Origin of the sequence: Rhodopila sp. (genome assembly GCF_035548095.1) — a bacterium.
Taxonomy (GTDB): domain Bacteria; phylum Pseudomonadota; class Alphaproteobacteria; order Acetobacterales; family Acetobacteraceae; genus Rhodopila.
In genome coordinates this window covers 30,733-47,508 of the sequence record NZ_DASZUV010000014.1, presented here as the reverse complement: position 1 = coordinate 47,508, position 16,776 = coordinate 30,733, and the positions used below count along the sequence as shown (strand labels likewise).

Annotated in this window: 13 protein-coding genes and 1 tRNA gene; 6 read left to right on the top strand and 8 right to left on the bottom strand. The window is 66.8% G+C overall.

Going from position 1 to position 16,776, the window contains the following annotated elements; genetic code table 11:
• Positions 1 to 20 precede the first annotated feature (20 nt).
• Positions 21 to 1,571, bottom strand: a complete 1,551-nt coding sequence (locus VHC04_RS10835; RefSeq protein ID WP_325680965.1) for a hypothetical protein — start codon at positions 1,569 to 1,571, stop codon at positions 21 to 23.
• A gap of 549 nt (positions 1,572 to 2,120) precedes the next feature.
• On the opposite strand from VHC04_RS10835, the gene VHC04_RS10830 reads away from it, so the two are divergent.
• Entirely contained in the window at positions 2,121 to 3,605 is a 1,485-nt protein-coding gene (locus VHC04_RS10830; protein WP_325680962.1) for a pyruvate kinase, read from the top strand.
• 235 nt (positions 3,606 to 3,840) lie between these two features.
• On the opposite strand, the gene VHC04_RS10825 is transcribed toward VHC04_RS10830, so the two are convergent.
• Positions 3,841 to 5,130, bottom strand: coding sequence for an adenylosuccinate synthase (locus tag VHC04_RS10825; protein WP_325680960.1), 1,290 nt, complete (start codon positions 5,128 to 5,130; stop codon positions 3,841 to 3,843).
• 226 nt (positions 5,131 to 5,356) lie between these two features.
• Complete coding sequence (locus tag VHC04_RS10820) at positions 5,357 to 6,505, bottom strand: ATP phosphoribosyltransferase regulatory subunit (protein WP_325680958.1); 1,149 nt, start codon at positions 6,503 to 6,505, stop codon at positions 5,357 to 5,359.
• Between the two features lie 142 nt (positions 6,506 to 6,647).
• Between VHC04_RS10820 and VHC04_RS10815 the strand changes: the two genes are divergently transcribed.
• Positions 6,648 to 7,148, top strand: coding sequence for an AAA family ATPase (locus VHC04_RS10815; protein WP_325680956.1), 501 nt, complete (start codon positions 6,648 to 6,650; stop codon positions 7,146 to 7,148).
• Between the two features lie 83 nt (positions 7,149 to 7,231).
• Here VHC04_RS10815 and VHC04_RS10810 read toward each other — a convergent pair whose 3' ends face one another.
• The 3 genes from VHC04_RS10810 to VHC04_RS10800 are packed head-to-tail and all read right to left on the bottom strand — an operon-like array spanning position 7,232 to position 13,126.
• The gene (locus VHC04_RS10810; RefSeq protein ID WP_325680954.1) at positions 7,232 to 10,393 is read right to left on the bottom strand and encodes an efflux RND transporter permease subunit; all 3,162 of its coding nucleotides are present in this window, start codon (positions 10,391 to 10,393) and stop codon (positions 7,232 to 7,234) included.
• A 10-nt stretch (positions 10,394 to 10,403) separates the two neighbouring features.
• Positions 10,404 to 11,555, bottom strand: coding sequence for an efflux RND transporter periplasmic adaptor subunit (locus tag VHC04_RS10805; RefSeq protein ID WP_325680951.1), 1,152 nt, complete (start codon positions 11,553 to 11,555; stop codon positions 10,404 to 10,406).
• 2 nt (positions 11,556 to 11,557) lie between these two features.
• Complete coding sequence (locus VHC04_RS10800; protein WP_325680949.1) at positions 11,558 to 13,126, bottom strand: TolC family protein; 1,569 nt, start codon at positions 13,124 to 13,126, stop codon at positions 11,558 to 11,560.
• A gap of 286 nt (positions 13,127 to 13,412) precedes the next feature.
• Between VHC04_RS10800 and VHC04_RS10795 the strand changes: the two genes are divergently transcribed.
• Complete coding sequence (locus tag VHC04_RS10795) at positions 13,413 to 13,673, top strand: hypothetical protein (RefSeq protein WP_325680947.1); 261 nt, start codon at positions 13,413 to 13,415, stop codon at positions 13,671 to 13,673.
• A 46-nt stretch (positions 13,674 to 13,719) separates the two neighbouring features.
• Here VHC04_RS10795 and VHC04_RS10790 read toward each other — a convergent pair whose 3' ends face one another.
• Positions 13,720 to 14,808 carry a PA0069 family radical SAM protein gene (locus VHC04_RS10790; RefSeq protein WP_325681345.1) on the bottom strand — a complete coding sequence of 363 codons (1,089 nt, stop codon included), beginning with the start codon at positions 14,806 to 14,808 and terminating at the stop codon, positions 13,720 to 13,722.
• Positions 14,809 to 15,070: 262 nt separating this feature from the next.
• Between VHC04_RS10790 and VHC04_RS10785 the strand changes: the two genes are divergently transcribed.
• From VHC04_RS10785 to nusG, 3 genes are all read left to right on the top strand, one after another.
• Positions 15,071 to 15,147 (top strand) — tRNA-Trp (locus VHC04_RS10785).
• 69 nt (positions 15,148 to 15,216) lie between these two features.
• Positions 15,217 to 15,411, top strand: coding sequence for a preprotein translocase subunit SecE (secE, locus tag VHC04_RS10780; protein WP_325680945.1), 195 nt, complete (start codon positions 15,217 to 15,219; stop codon positions 15,409 to 15,411).
• Positions 15,412 to 15,428: 17 nt separating this feature from the next.
• Positions 15,429 to 15,959 carry a transcription termination/antitermination protein NusG gene (nusG, locus tag VHC04_RS10775; protein ID WP_325680943.1) on the top strand — a complete coding sequence of 177 codons (531 nt, stop codon included), beginning with the start codon at positions 15,429 to 15,431 and terminating at the stop codon, positions 15,957 to 15,959.
• Between the two features lie 75 nt (positions 15,960 to 16,034).
• Here nusG and VHC04_RS10770 read toward each other — a convergent pair whose 3' ends face one another.
• Complete coding sequence (locus VHC04_RS10770; protein ID WP_325680941.1) at positions 16,035 to 16,772, bottom strand: response regulator transcription factor; 738 nt, start codon at positions 16,770 to 16,772, stop codon at positions 16,035 to 16,037.
• Positions 16,773 to 16,776 lie beyond the last annotated feature (4 nt).

Below are 16,776 nucleotides of genomic sequence, written 5' to 3'. Positions count from 1 at the left end.
TCACACCGGTCGGGACCACCTTACCAGGTCAGCACGGTGGCGAGCGTGAAGCCCTGCCCCCGAGCGTCACGGGTCAGGCCGGCGGTATTCGCGCCGGTACCGGCGCCCAGGCTGTTGGTCGCGAAGTTGAACCCGCCCTGATGCCGAGTGATGTACTGGTACTCGGCGACCAGCGACAGGCCTGGCGCCACGCGATACGAACCGCCGACGGACAGGCCGAATTCGTGGCGCTGGGTCAGGCCGGTCAACTGGGCGGCGCCTTGGGTATCCGCCATGGCGACCTGGACGCCTGCGGCCACCGGACCGTTCGCATAGGTCAGGCCGGTGATGACCGCGTTGGTCGAGACGCCGCCGGTCGGACGCATCTGCAATGAACCGTTGACCGCGCCGCCGATGTAGTCGGCCGCCAGGGTGAGGTTCATCGCGGTGATCGCCGCCCCGGCCTTGTAGAAGCTCAGGTTGTCATACGCCATGTATTGCGCGCTGCCGCTGGTGGCGCGTACCGCGGCGGGTGACAGATATGCCGTGGTCGTCAGCGACTCCTTCCCCGCGGTCTCATAGAAGCCATAGGCCTTGACATCCACCGCACCGAAAGTCTGCTGGTACCGGATGCCGACGCCGACCTGGTTGTACCAGCGCGTCGCATCGTTGCCGGACGTCACGCCGATGCAGGTCGGGCCGGCCTGGGTGCAGCCGACGCCCGCACCGGTCATCTGGAACGTATTGCCCATGTTCGGCGCATATTGGACGCCGACATCAAAGCCATAGAACTGCGGCGACAGATAGACGATCTTGGTGTTGTCGTATTCCGCGGCGGTGCCGGTGAGCCAGACATAGGTCATCTGGGCGCCCGTCGGCGTCGCCCCTTCATAGCCCGAGCTGCCGGACAAGCCACTCAGGCCGCTGTCCCAGCAGTTGGAGGAGAAGATACAGTTGTCGAACAGGCCCAGCACGCCATCCGCCTGGCCAAGCCGCAACAGGCCGGCCTGATCCGTCGCCAGATAGGTGAAGGCACGGCGCACGTACAGGGTCTGCTGGCTGTCGTTGCCACCCGGACTGTTGGCGGCACCGCCGGTCGCGGAGGATGGCCAGGCGCGGTCGGCGGACCCGTAGTTCTGCCGGATCTCGGCGGAGGCGCCATACCGCAGGCCATTCGACGACACACCGTCGAAGCCCGGATACAGACGCAGATAAGAGGAGATGCCCAGCGGATTCACCTTGTAGCCGGTATAGGCGCCGGCGCTGTTCACGCTCGTATCCATATTTGTCCACATACCGGTCAGGTCGACCTCGACACGGCCGTTCAGGCGGATGACGACGGTACCCGGCGTGGGCGTGGCCACGGTGTTCGGCGCGATGATCGTGCTGTTCTGGCCAGCGGCCTTGCTGCCGGACGGGGTGTTGGCGATACCCCAGGCGTTGTTGTTGTTGTTGAGGGCCGGCCCGGCTCCGAACCTGCCGATGAACTGACCCTGCATCGGGTTCGGCGACGGGATCACACCCGGATCGTTTTGGGCCCAGGCGGAGCCGGCGCTGAGAACAGCAACGCCGGCCAGAAGCAGATATCGCACGATCTTCGTCCTCTTGTGCATGTCCGGCCGTCGCCGCCGCCGGTGATTTCCACCAGGCGGCGACGGCGGCCGATTGAGTCCTATAAGCCCTACGCGTGACACCACGACGCGGCAATACAATCTATCCGCTATGATCGATTATACACAACGCTGTGCTTCGCAGGACACGCCGGAGTCTATACGAAGCAGTGCCAGGCGCCAGAACCACGCAGTGACCGATCCATGACGATTGTCATTCGGAATGAATGGCTCTCCGGTGCCTGGCGCCGACTCGAATAGAGCCCGCTGCCAACAAGCCTTATCGTCGCGACCGAAGGCAGACACGGCCTGTCGACTGCGACGGCTCCTGCCCGCGCGACTTCGGCGGTTTTCGCACGGATCCCGCACCGTTCATGACCGTCGTCAACTCGTTATGATCGACATCAAAAGACAACGCGCCGCACCGGTCCGGCACCCCTGCGCGCTCGCGTCACACAACCGTCGCTTCCCGCAGCCACAATCGCGTACCATCCTGCATGCGCTCGGAACGGCGGAGAAGCTGAGGGAGAGATGGTACAGGACCAGGAGCGGATCGCTGCGCTGCATGCCGAACTTCTCGCCTTGCGCGACACCGCGTTGACCGGGGGCGCGGAGATTCGTGCCGCATGGCCGAAACCCGCGGATACCCAACGGTTTGCCGCGAGTGCCATCAACCTGTCCCAGTATCTCGCGCTGCGCCAGCGCGACCTGCGGCCGTTGCAGCGGCGGCTGATGACGCTCGGCCTGTCCTCCCTCGGGAGGCTGGAAAGCCGGGTGATGCCGGTGTTGGACGCGGTGCTGGCCAGCCTGGCGACGATGGCCGGCGGACCAGCCTTGCCGTATCCGGCCGAAGCCGATTTCTTTGCCGGAGAAGCCGAGCTGGCGGCCCGTTCGGCCGCGGTGGTGGGACCGCTGTCGCCGCCGCGCGCCACCGCCCTGCTGGTCACCTGCCCGTCGGAGGCCGCGGACGACCCGGGCATGATCCACGGCCTGGCATCAGCAGGGGTGGAAGCACTGCGGATCAACTGCGCCCATGACGACGCCGAGGCCTGGGGCCGCATGATCGCGCATGCCCGCTCGGCCGAGGCGGCGACCGGCCGCAAGCTGGCCATCCTGATGGATCTGGCCGGACCCAAGGTCCGCACCGGGGAAACCCGGTGCCCGGAAGGCACCAGCCGTCTGCTGCCGGGATACCGGTTTGCGCTGGTGCGGCCGGGCGGCCTGGCCGACCTGCCGCCCGATGCCCCCGCCTTCGCCGCCGAATGCCTGCTGCCGGAAGCGATCGACGCGTTGCAGCCCGGCCATCGCGTCTTCATCGATGACGCCAAGGCCGGCGGCACCGTCGTGCGGTGCGCGCCCTGGGGGGTGGTGGCGGAAATCGATCGCGGCCGCGAACGCGGCGTGAAACTGAAACGGAAAAAGGGATTGAGCTTCCCCGACACCGACCTGCTGGTCTTCCCGTTGACCGACAAGGACCTGCGGGACCTCGATTTCGTAGCCGCCCATGCCGACGGCATCAGCTACTCCTTTGTCCAATCTGCCGAGGACGTCGCGCTGCTGCAGGAAGAGCTCGCCCGGCGGCGGCCGGATACCTGGCAGGCGCTGTCGCTGGTGCTGAAGATCGAGACCTCGCGTGGGCTGCGCAACCTGCCGCCCATGGTCGTGCAGGCGGCATCGCGCCAGCCGACCGCGATCATGATCGCCCGCGGCGACCTCGCTGCCGAGATCGGCTTCGCCCGCACCGCCGAGATCCAGGAGGAAATCCTGTGGATCGCCGAGGCCGCGCGGGTGCCAGTGATCTGGGCGACCCAGGTGCTGGAAAGCCTGATCCGCAAGAACATCAAGGCCCGCGGTGAGATGACGGACGCCGCCATGGCCGCCCGCACCGAATGCGTGATGCTGAACAAGGGTCCGCATGTGCTGGAGGCGGTACGCCAGCTCGACCGCCTGCTGTCGCGCATGGCGGAGCACCAATACAAGAAGACGCCCCGGCTGCGCCGGTTGGCGACGTGGTAGGGGCGACGTGGCAGGGGCGCGACGTGGCTGGGCGTCCGGCGCGACGTGAATGACGCCCAGGGGACGGACGCGGGGAACCGACACCGGAGAACGGGCGCCGGGAATGGCGCACGGGAGCTTGGGCGGCGGGCTCGCCCGGCAGGGATCCAGCCGACCCCGTCCGGACTTCGAGCGACCCGACCAGCCCCGGGTGACACGGTCAGCCCCGGCGATCCGACCAGTCCTGGCGAGCCGATCAGCCCTCGAACGGGTCGCGTACCATGATGGTATCGTCGCGCTCCGGGCTGGTGGACAGCAGGGTGATCGGCGCCTCCACCAATTCCTCGATGCGGCGGACATATTTCACCGCCTGCGCCGGCAGGTCGGCCCAGGAGCGAGCGCCGTGGGAGGAGCCGGACCAACCCTCCATCACCTCGTATTCGGGAACCGCCGCGGCCTGGGCGGCGGGGGCCGCCGGCAAGTGACGATGCAGCAGGCCATTGATCCGGTAGCCGGTGCAGATCTTCAGCTCCGGCAGCCCGTCCAGGATGTCCAGCTTGGTCAGCGCGATACCCTGGATGCCGGCGACCTTCACCGCCTGGCGCACCAGCGCCGCGTCGAACCAGCCGCAGCGGCGGCGGCGGCCGGTCACCACGCCAAACTCATGCCCGCGGTCACCCAGCAATTGCCCTGTCGCGTCATGCAGTTCCGTCGGGAACGGGCCGGAGCCGACGCGGGTGGTGTACGCCTTGGCGATCCCCAATACGAAGCCGACGGTTCCCGGCCCGACGCCGGCGCCCGAGGCCGCCGTCGCCGCCACCGTGTTGGAGGAGGTGACGAACGGGTAGGTGCCGTGATCGACGTCCAGCATCACCGCCTGCGCGCCCTCGAACAGGATTCGCTTACCATGGCGGCGCAGCTCGTCCAGCCGCTCCCACACCGGTTCGGCGAAGGGCAGAATCCGCGGCGCCAGCGTCAGCAGCCCGTCCAGCAGCGCCTGCTTCTCGAACGGCGGCTTGCCGTAGCCCTTCAGCAGCGTGTTGTGGTGAAGCAGCAGCTCATCCAGCTTGTGCGACAGGGTTTCCGGCTCCGCCAGATCGGCGACACGGATGGCACGGCGGGCCACCTTGTCCTCATAGGCGGGGCCGATGCCGCGGCCGGTGGTGCCGATCTTGCCGTCGCCGCGGGCTTCCTCCCGCGCCTTGTCGATGGCCGGGTGCAGCGGCAGGATCAGCACCGCGTTCTCGGCGATGCGCAACCTCTCCGGCGTGACCGTCAGACCCTGGGCCTGAACGCGGGCGATCTCGGCCAGCAGCGCCTCGGGGTCCACCACCACACCATTGCCGATGACACCCAGCTTGCCGCGCACCAGGCCGGACGGCAGCAGCGACAGCTTGTAGGTCTCATTGCCGACGACCAGCGTATGCCCCGCATTGTGGCCACCCTGGAACCGTACGACCACGTCGGCGCGGCTCGCCAGCCAGTCAACGACCTTACCCTTGCCCTCGTCGCCCCATTGGGCGCCGATCACGGCGACATTCGCCATCTGTCCTGTATCCCTATCGGGGCCATGACCGCCATGGGGCGGATCCCTGGCACCTTGCTGCCGGTTGCTGGTTCAACACGCAAACGCGCCCGCCCTGACCGTTCGAGGGGGCGCACCCACCGGCCGGCAGACGCGATTGCCGCAGGGCTGTAGCACGATTGACACCGGCTGGCCCACCCATCCGATCGCATTTCTGCGGTTTATACCCGGTAACCCGGGCCAGGCCCTATGCCCCCACGGCCTGGATCGTCGCGCCGCGCAGGAGGTGCGAGCAGTGCAGCCGCCGCGCCTCGGCCGGGTCATCCGCGACCGACGCCAGGCCGGCAACCGTTGCATAGCCCTCGGCCCGCAGTTTCGCCGCGGCGAGCGGGTCGCTGCCGAACGGCACAAAGACGCGCGGGCGCGGCTGGCGCGGTTCGGCGACGCGCAGAATGGCATCGGGATACAGGGTCAGACCGGTCGCGGGTTCGGCGTCGCCGCAGATATAGCGGCCGCCGCGCCCCAGCTCCTCATGCCGGCCGGGCGCATAGACGGTGACGGAGACACCGGTCTCATACCGGAAGCCACGGAATTCCACCGGGTCCACAGTCAACCGCAAATCGGGCGCCCTGGCGCGGATCGCGGCGACGGTCAGCGCCACGCGCTCCGCCAGGATCCCTGCCGTGTTCGGGAGCGTCACCGCCGCGAGCGCCGCCAGCGCGCGATCGGCCGGGCCGGCAGCCATCAGCAGGTCGGTCAGCGCCGGGGCCAGCACACCGCCATGCCGAGCGACGGCGGCAGCGTCCTTGCGGTCCAGCGCGCGGGCCAGCAGGATGCGGTCATGGCCGTCCATCCCGGCATCGTCCAACAGTGAGGGCACCAGCATCGGCAGGGTCAGGTCGAAACTCACGCGCGTCAGCCCGACCGCGGCGACGGCCTCGGCGGCGACCAGCACCGTCTCGGCATCCGCTTCAGGGCTGTCATGGCCGATCAACTCGATGCCGGCCTGGCTGACCTGGCGGTCGGGCGCCAGCTGGTTGCCACGCACGCGCAGGCACTGGCCGGCATAGGACAGGCGCAGCGGGCGCGGCGCGCCGGCCAGCCGGGTGGTGGCGATGCGGGCAACCTGCGGGGTGGTGTCGGCACGCAGCCCCATCATGCGCTGGCTGTCGGGGTCCATCAGGCGAAACGTCTGCTCCGCCACGGCGGCGCCGGACCCGGCGAGCAAGCTGTCCTCGAACTCCAGCAGCGGCGGCTTGACGCGCTGATAGCCGAAGGAGGCGAAGACCGCCATCAGCGTCTCGACGGACGCCGCCTCGGTCTCGGCGTCCGGCGGCAGCAGGTCACGCAGGCCGGCCGGCAGCAGGGCCGGGTTCGGGGGCAGGTCTTCGGTCATGACGCGGCGTCTGCTATCAGCCGGCGCGGCGGATGGAAAGGTGCCGTTTCATCGAGAGGCCTTTCGCGGCTATTGTCGGGCGTTGGAAGAACCGGAACCGGGCAAACGGGACTTCCAATCGAACAAGGAAACGGGATGCCCAATGCTGATTGTCTTCGGCGGCTTGCCTGGCACCGGCAAGACAACGATAGCGAGACTGCTGGCGGAACGACATGCCGCCACCTACCTCCGGATCGACGTGATCGAACAGGCATTGCGGGCCGCAAATGGGCGCGCCGGCGATGTCGGGCCGGCCGGCTACGTCATTGCCAACGCCCTGGCCGCGTCAAACCTGTCGATCGGTCGGCGTGTTATTGCGGACTGCGTCAATCCGGTTCACGAAAGTCGGTCAGGCTGGCGCGCAACAGCGGCCCGTGCAGGCAAGCCGCTGATCGAAATCGAAGTCGTATGTTCCGACGCGAGCGAGCATCGCCGCCGTGTGGAACAGCGATGTTCAGACATAGCAGGCCTGGTTCTTCCAACATGGCGGGACGTGGTGACACGCGGCTACGCGCCATGGCAGGAGCCGCACATCATTGTCGACACCGCTCGTCTGACACCGGCCGAGGCTATTGCGGTCATTGAGCGCGAGAGCGGCCTGTAAAGCCTCAACGCGGCCGCCATTGGCGTCCATCCGGGCACACTCCCAAGCCTTTGTAGCGGTGGCTGATTCGTGCAGCAGCGGCGTCAGCGCGGCTCCGACGCGACAACCGGCCTCCTCTTCCGCGTCTTCCGCCACTCTTCGAACCGTTGCAGCACCGTGAAGAAAGACGGCACGAACAGTACCGCCAGGCAGGTCGAGGCGATCATGCCGCTGAACACGGTGATGCCCAGCGACCGCCGCGCATTGGCGCCGGCGCCGGTGGCGACCACCAGGGGCAAGACGCCCAGGATGAAGGCGAAGGATGTCATCAGGATCGGCCGGAACCGGGTGCGGGAGGCCTCCATCGCCGCCTGCAGGATCGGCATGCCGTCGATCAGCCGCTTCTCCCGAGCGACCTCCACGATCAGGATGCCGTTCTTGGCGGACAGGGCGATCAGCAGCATCAGGCCGATCTGGGTATACAGGTTGTTCGCCGCCCCCAGGGCGGTCAGCGCGATCACCGGTCCCAGCAGCGCCAGCGGCACCGCCGCCAGCACCGCCAGCGGCAGAATCCAGCTTTCGTACTGGCCGGCCAGGCACAGATAGACCAGCAACACCGACAGCCCGAACACGTAGTAGAGCTGGTTGCCGGTGACCTGCTCCTGGTACGACATCGCCGTCCACTCAAAGGACACGTCGGGCGGCAGCACCCGCCTGGCGATCTGCTCCATCGCCGCCATCGCCTGGCCTGAGCTGATCCCGCGCCCCGGGGAACCGACGATCGTCGCCGAGGGGTACAGGTTGTACAGCGTGATCAGCGGCGGCGCGACGGCCGGACCCAGATGCGCCACCGCGCTGATCGGCACCATGTTGCCGTCCTGGCTGCGGACATACAGGTTCAGCAGATCATCCGGATGCAGGCGGAACTGCGACTCCGCCTGGACATACACCTGCAGCGACAGGCCGAACTTGTTGAACTGGTTCACGTATGTGGAGCCGACATAATCCGTCAGCGTCTTGAACACATCGCCCACCGACACCCGCAATGTCTCCGCCCGGTCGCGATCCACCGACAGGGTCACATGCGGGGCGTCGGTGCGGAAGGTCGTCACCACGTTCTGCAATTGCTTGTCCGCGGCCGCTTCCTTGACGATCCGCTGCGCCAGGTCGTTCAGCTTCTGGAAGTTGAAGTCGCCGCCCAGCATTTCCAGCTGCATCTGGAAGCCGCCCGAATTGCCGATGCCCTGGACGGCCGGCGGCGGCAGCACATAGACCTGGCCCTCGGTCAGGCCCTGCAGCTTGGCGGTCAATGCGCGGTAGATACCGGCCAGGTCCTGGTCCTTGGCCTTCAGCCGCTCATCGAACGGCTTCAGCATCACCCAGGCGGTGCCGGCATTCGCCAGATCGGCGCTGTTATCCAGCACCGACATGCCGGACAGCGCGATCACCTGCTGCACGCCCGGCACCTGCTGCGCGATCTGCCGCACCTGGTCCAGCGCGGCGGCGGTACGGCCCAACGCCGCGCCTTCGGGAAGCTGCACGGCGGCGATCAGATAGCCCTGGTCGTCGATCGGGATGAACGAGGTGGGAATGCGAGTCAGCTGCCAGATACCGACGCCGGAGAGGCACAGCGCCAAAATCACCATCAACCCACTGCGCTTCACCATGCGGCCGATGAAGCCGACATAGCCGCGCTCGACCGGATCATAAGCGGCGTTGAAGCCGCGATAGAAGAAATTGCGCTTCTCCGGCGGCACCGGCGTGCGCAGCCACATCGCGCACTGCGTCGGCTTCAGGGTCGCGGCGTTCACCGCGCTGATCAGCGCAGTGACGGCGATCACCAGGGCGAACTGGGCGAACATGTTGCCGGTCAGGCCCGGGACGAACGCGGCCGGCAGGAACACCGACATCAGCACCAGGGTGATACCCACCACCGGCCCGAACAACTCATCCATCGCCTTGATGGCGGCGTCGCGGCCGGACATTCCCTGCTCGATATACTTGCTGACGCCCTCCACGATGACGATCGCGTCGTCCACCACGATGCCGATCGCCAGCACGATGCCGAACAGGGTGGAGAGGTTCACGGTGAACCCCATCGCCGCCATGCCCGCGAAGGCGCCGATGATCGTCACCGGCACCGTTGTCGCCGGCACCAGCGTCGCCCGGAAATTCTGCAGGAACACCAGGATGACGATCAGCACCAGGATGCCGGCCTGGTACAGCGTCTTGTAGACCTCGTTGATCGAGTCGCGCACGAAGGTGGTGGTATCATAGGGGATGGAGAAGCTCAGTCCCTCGGGGAAACGTTTCGACAACTTCTCCATCGTCTGCTGGACCGCCCGTCCCACCTGCAACGAGTTCGATTCCGGCGTCTGGTAGATGGCGATGCCGGCGGCGGGACGGCCGTCCAGCCGGAAATCCTGCGCATAGGTCTGCGATCCCAACTCGACGCGCGCGACGTCGCGCAGATAGACCAGCCGCCCGCCCTGGGCGGTCTGGTCCTTCAGGACGATGCTGCCGAACTGCTCCGGCTCATTCAGTCGCGACTGGATGTCGATCGTGTACTGGAACTGCGTGTCCTTCGGCGCCGGCGGCATGCCGACCTGGCCGGCGGCAACGTTCTGACTCTGCTCCCGGATCGCATTCACCACGTCGCCGGGTTGCAGGCCGAAGGAATACAGCTTCTGCGGATCCAGCCAGACCCGCATCGAATAGGTGCCGGTGCCGAAGACCTTCACATTGCCCACCCCCGGCAGGCGCGACAGCACGTCCGTCAGGTTGATGGTGGCGTAGTTGCTCATGAACAGGCTGTCGAACTTGTTGTCCGGCGAATACAGCGTGACGATCTGCAGGATCGCCGTATTCTTCTTCTGGACGCTGACACCCTGCGCCTGCACCGGTTCCGGCAACTGGGCAAGCGCGAGCTGGACGCGGTTCTGCACCAGCACCTGGGCGATGTTCGGATCGGTGCCGATCTGGAACGTGACCGTCAGGCTGTAGGTACCGTCCGCCGCCGAGGTCGACTCCATGTACAGCATGCCGTCGACACCATTCACCTGCTGCTCGATCGGCAAGGCGATGGTGTTCATCACCGTCTGCGCGCTGGCGCCGGGATAGCTGGCCGTCACCTGCACGGTCGGCGGCACCACGTTCGGATATTCCGCGATCGGCAGCCGGTACAGGCACACCGCGCCAATCAGCACCAGCACGATCGCCAGGACATTGGCCAGGACCGGCCGCTCGATGAAGAATTTCGAGATCATGCCCGGCGCCCTAGCCGCCGCCGGACATCTGCGGCGTCACCGTCATGCCGGGCGAGACCCGCCACAGATCCCCGGTCACCACCTTGTCCGTCGCGGCAAGCCCCCCGGTGATCACCCGCTCCGACCCGATCAGCTGGCCCAGTTGCACATAGCGCTGCTGGACGACGTTGTTCTGGTCGACCACCAGCAGGTAGCGGCCACCCTGATCCTCCTGCAGCGCCCGGTCGGGCACCAGCAGCGCGCTGCTGATCGTCTTGCCCATCGGCAGACGGATATTGACGAACAGGCCGGGCAGCATCGTGCGGTTGGGGTTCGCCAGAATCCCGCGCACCATCAGGGTGCCGGTCTGCGGATCGATGTCGGGCGAGACGTATTGCAGGGTGCCGTGGTAGGGGAAGCCGGTATCGCCCTGCAGCGCCGCGTCCACCGGCACGCGGTGCAGTTCCTCCAGCGTCAGCCGCCGCTGCCGCAGATTGTCGCGGATCTGGATCGCCTGCTGCGTGCTGAGATTGGCCACCACATAGATCGGATCGAGCTGGGAGATCTGCGCCAGCGTCGTCGGCTGTCCGGTCCCCCCGACGACATTGCCCACATCGACAAGGTGCCGCCCCATCTGCCCGTCGAACGGCGCGCGCACTTCGGTATAGGACAGATTGAGCTGGGCGATATCCACCTGCGCCTGGGCCGCCAGAATATTGGCCTGGGCGGCCGCCATCTCGAAATTCCAGTGATCGACGTCGACCTGCGTCGCGGCGTCCTTCTTCAGCAGGGCCGCGTACCGCATGACCTCGGTCTTCGCATGCTTCAGGGAAGCCTGCTGCAACTGAAGCTGCGCCTGCGCCTGCTGAAGCTGTGCCTTGTACTGATCCTGCTGGATGGTGAACAGCAGATCGCCCTTGCGCACGATCGCACCATCCTGGAAGTGAATTTGTTCCAGAAAGCCATTGACGCGGGCGATCAGGTTCACCTGCGCCACGGCGGCGGCGTTGCCGGTGATCGTCAGCGTGTCGCTGACCGTCTGCTGTTTCGGCAGCACCACCGGAACGCCGGGCGGCGCCTGGCTCTGTGCCACGGCCTGCGCCTGCGCCGGAACGGAAACGGGCGGTGCGCCGGCCAGACTGGCCACGGCGACGAACAGGGTGCGGGCGAAAAACGTCCTCATGCTCACCACTCCGGCGCTCGGATATCGGGTCCCTGGTCCGCCGGACCCGGTAGTCCAGGCGTTGGCAATCCGGATGCGGCGGAACCCGGCGTCCCCGCCGGCGGCAGCAGGGAGCCCCAGTTGGTCCGGTCGCGCATCTGATCCCGCGTGGCGTCGTTCACGAATTCATTCCCCTCGCGGATCTGCCAGCCACCGCCCATCGCCCGGTACAGCGACACCAGGCTGGATGACAGATTGCCCGATGCCGTGGCCAGGGCGTTCTGCGCCTGATACAGGTTCTGTTCCGCCGTCAGCACGGTGGTGAAATCGCGCGTGCCCAGGCGGTATTGTTCGATGGCGATCCGCAACGCGGCAGTCGCCGCGGCCACGCTTCGCCGCAGCAGCTCCACCTGCTGGCGCCCCTGCAAGAAGCCGCTGAGGCTGCTCTCCACCTCTTTCTGCGCTTTCAGCACGGTGTTCTGATAGTCGATCAGCAAGCCCTGCAGCTTGGCATCCTGCACCCGGACATTGTTGGTGATCTGCCCGTAATTCAGGATCGGCCAGGAGAATGACGGCCCGAAGGAGAACTGGATGCCGTGGGAGCTGAACACCTCGTTCAGACGGTTGTGGCCGGTGGAGCCGGCGATGGTGCCGAAGGCGCCGCCCAGCACGAAGGCAGGGAACAGATCGGCCTTTGCCATGCCGATCTGCGCGCTTTGCGCCGCGGCCGCCAGCTCCGCCTGGCGGATATCCGGCCGCCGGCGCAGCAGATCGGCCGGAATACCCACCGCGACATCGCGCGGCGGCACCGGAATGGTCGGCGGTCCGGCCAGCAGCGGATCGAGCGATTGCGGCGTCATGCCCAGCAGCACGCGCAGCGCATCCTCCCCCTGCTGCAACTGGGCGGCCAGCTGCGGAATGCTCGCCTCGGTCTGCGCCAGCACGTTCTCGGCCTGGTAGACATCCAGGCCGGTCGCCGTGCCGCCGTGGAAACGATCCCGTGCGATGCGCAGCGCCGCCTTCTGCTTCACGACGTTGTCCCGCGCGATGGCGATCTGCGCCTGCAGGGTACGGATGCCGATATAGGCGGTGGCGACATCGCCCACTAAGGTTACCAGCACATCGTCATATGTGGCGATCGACGCCAGATAGGCGGCATCCGCCGATTCCACCCCACGGCGGAACTTGCCCCAGAAATCCAGTTCCCAATCGATCTGGGTACCGAGGGACGCTCGCCAGTAGTTGCCAAGCTGGTGGGTGGGATTGGACGTGGGATCGGCCGCGCTGGCCTGGTTGTACCCGACATTGGCGCCGATCTGCTGCGTCTGCGGATAGAATTCGCCGATCGCGACGCCCAGTTCGGCGCGTGCCTGCAGCACCCGTGTGCCGGCTGACAGCAGGGTCAGGTTCTGGTGGTAGGCGATATCGATCAGCCGATCCAGCGTCGGGTCGCGGAACGCGGTCCACCACCGCTCATAATCCTGATGGTCGGTCTTCACCGACGGATCGCCGGCCTGCATCCACTGTTCCGCGACCGGGGCGTTCGGCGCGGTGAAGTCCGGCCCGACCTTGCAGGCCGCCAACGGCAGCATCGCTGCGAGGATCAGAGGCCAAGCTGTGCCGGCGGCGGATCGGCGGGGCGGAAGCCCGACACGCGCGGCGGACTGGGAGACGCGGCCCACCCGCAATGAACTCATGTCAGGGCTGCACCAAGCCGCACGACGCCAACCGGTGCCGAACCGATGCCGCCACCCACACCGGCCGTACCGGCCATCTGTTCGGACGTTTCTCTTTTCGCATCCACCGTCTCAGAATCCGGCCGTCTCAGAATCCGGCGCATTGTGACATTACCCCACGGCCGCAACGAGATAGCAGGTCATGTCGGTCCGGTCACTGACCGAATTGTTTCACTCGACGCGGTGGGATTCCAGTGTTGCACTGATGCCCTGGAAGATCAGCCCCATGCCGGTCGCGGCAACGAAAAGCCGGCGATCGGGTCACCGCGTCTATGCCGCGGGACCGATACGGCCGACGATCGACGGGGCGGCCGGCAGCACCGGCCACGTGGCCGCCATGGTCGCCAGCCACAGCTTCACCCCAACGCTCCGGATGAACAACCTGCGTCGCTTCTACAGCTAGCGGTGGCCGTAACGGTGCGGCCGGCGACGCCCCGGCCGTCACGCCCTCAGAACAGCGACAATTGCCGTTCGGTCCGCGCCGGCGTTTCGCCCGGCACGGCGAACAGATCCCGCGACAGCTCCCGCCGATGCTCATCCAGGCCGAACTGCCGGGCAACCCTGGCGAAGCGGCGAGACAGCAGGTCGGCGTAGACGCCCTGACCCGCGAAACGATGGTGGAACCGGGAATCGTTCAGCCTGCCGGCCCGGGTCTCCCGGATCAGGTTCAGTACATGCCGCGCCCGGTCCGGAAAATGCTCCTGCAACCAGGCCTCGAACATCTGCCGCAGTTCCAGCGGCAGGCGCAGCAGGACATAGCCCGCATGCGTGGCGCCGGCCCTGGCCGCGACCTCGACGATCTTTTCCATCTCCGCATCGTTCAGCGCCGGGATCATCGGCGCCGCCAGCATGCCGGTCGGCACGCCCGCCCGGGTGAGCTGCTCGATCGCCTGCAGCCGCCGCGACGGTGTTGCCGCCCGCGGCTCCATCACCCTGGCGAGGCGGTTGTCCAGGGTGGTGATCGAGACATGCACCCGTACCAGGTTCCGCCGCGCCATCGCGGCCAGGATGTCGAGGTCCCGCAGCACGCCGGCGGACTTGGTGACGATGCCGACCGGGTGGTTGAAACGGTCCAGCACCTCCAGCACCGACCGGGTCAGGCGCAAGGTGCGCTCCACCGGTTGATACGGGTCGGTATTGGAGCCCAGCGCCATGGTCTGCGGCACATAGCCGGGCTTGCGCAACTCCTTCTCCAGCAGGTCCGCCACCTCGGGCTTGAAGACCAGCTTCGTCTCGAAATCCAGGCCGGGCGAGTAACCCAGATAGGCATGCGTCGGCCGCGCATAGCAGTAGATACAGCCGTGCTCGCACCCGCGATACGGGTTCACCGCCCGATCAAAGCCGATATCGGGGGAGGTATTCCAGCTGATGACCGATTTCGTGCTGTCGCGGATCAGCGTGGTGTCCAGCCGGGGCAGGTCCCCGACCTCCTGCGTCAGCGTGGCCCAGCCGTCGTCGAAATCCGAACGCACCTTCGAGTCGAAGCGGACGCCCGGGTTGGTGACGGCGCCGCGGCCGGCGTGGCGCAGCGACGGCATCCGGATATCCGGCGGCGCATCCGGCTCGCCGGCCTGCTCGAGGGCCGCCAGTGCGTCCAGATCCCGCTCCGAGGGGTCGACGGCGTCGGTTCGGCTCCGCATAGCGTTCTCCCTGCGTTCGCATGCGAGTCATCGCATGGCGGGCTCGCCCGGTCAAGAACATATAGGGAACTTCATTGAACGCTTGACATTGGCCCCGGCGCATCCTTTCTACGCCCCCTGTCGCGCGCGAACCCATGCAGGATCAGCGCCGGCCCGCTGCAGGGGTGTAGCTCAATTGGCTAGAGCGCCGGTCTCCAAAACCGGAGGCTGGGGGTTCGAGACCCTCCACCCCTGCCATCACCGGGCCGTCCTCCGGCTGCCGCATGTGGGCCCGGGCCGGCGACCAGCATAAGGATCTGATGGAAAGTGGCGTTCCAACCGCTGAAGTTCGCTCGTGAGGTTCGCACCGAGATGGCCCGGGTCACCTGGCCAACCCGGAAGGAGACGCTCGTCACGACCGGCCTCGTCTTCGCCATGGCCAGTGCCGCCGCGGTGTTTTTCTTCGTGATCGACCAGATCATCGGTCTGGGCGTGCGGGTGCTGTTCCAGGTGGGTATCTAAGGGGGTCGGGGACCGATATGGCCAAGAACTGGTACGTCGTGCACGTCTATTCGGGGTTCGAGAAGAAGATCGCCCAGCAGATCAAGGAGCAGGCGGCGCAGAAGGGCCTGGCCGAGCAGTTCGAGGAAGTGCTGGTGCCGTCCGAGAACGTCGTCGAGGTCAAGCGCGGCCGAAAGATCAGCAGCGAACAGAAGTTCTTCCCCGGCTACGTGCTGGTGAAGATGGACCTGACCGACGACGCCTGGCACCTGGTGAAGAACACGCCGAAGGTCACCGGCTTCCTGGGCAGCAAGACCCGCCCCACGCCGATCAGCCAGGCCGAGGCGGACCGCATCCTGAAGCAGAGCCAGGAAGGCGTGGACCGTCCGCGCCCCGCGGTGATGTACGAGATCGGCGAGCAGGTTCGTGTCGCCGACGGCCCGTTCACCAGCTTCAACGGCACGGTCGAGGAAGTGGACGAGGAAAAGGGCCGCGTGAAGGTCAGCGTGTCGATCTTCGGCCGCTCCACCCCGGTCGAGCTGGAATACGCGCAGGTCGAGAAGCTGTAGGACGGGGCCCGAGCACAGGGCCCGATCCGGCTGGGCTGGCGGAACCACCCTTCTGCGATGGAACCGCCCCCGCGCCTACGCCGGTTCCGTCATCGGCGTGTTGGCCGTCGGTGCACCCTCGGGGTCCAGGCGGTAGCCGCCGCCCTCGGTCACCAGCAGCCGCGCATTCGCCGGATCCGGCTCGATCTTCTGCCGCAGCCGGTAGATATGCGTCTCCAGCGTATGGGTGGTGACGGCGGCGTTGTAACCCCACACCTCATTCAGCAGCACCTGCCGCGCCACCGGCCTGCTGCCCGCTCGGTACAGGAACTTCAGGATCGCCGCCTCCTTCTCCGTCAGGCGGATGCGGCGGTTCTTCACCGGCTCATGCAGCAGCTTGGCCGCCGGACGAAACGTATAGGGCCCGATGGTGAACACCGCGTCCTCGCTGTTCTCGAAGATGCGCAGCTGGGCGCGCAGCCTAGCCAGCAGGACCGTCAGCTTGAAGGGCTTGGCGATGTAGTCGTTGGCCCCCGAATCCAGCCCGCGCACCACGTCGGTATCGGCATCGGATCCTGTCAGCATGATGACCGGCATGCGATGCCCCTGCTTGCGCAGCCGCGCGCATAGATCCCGCCCGTCGCCGTCGGGCAGCGACACGTCCAGGATGATGGCATCGAACCGGGCATCCTTGTCGGCCATCTTGGCTTCGGCATCCGCGATGGAGGCGGCCTGACTCGCAACGAATTCGCCGTCGACCGCCAACTGGTCGACCAAGGTCTCACGCAGGTCGTCGTCATCATCCACAATCAGAACCGGGCGTTCTGCGGACATCAGT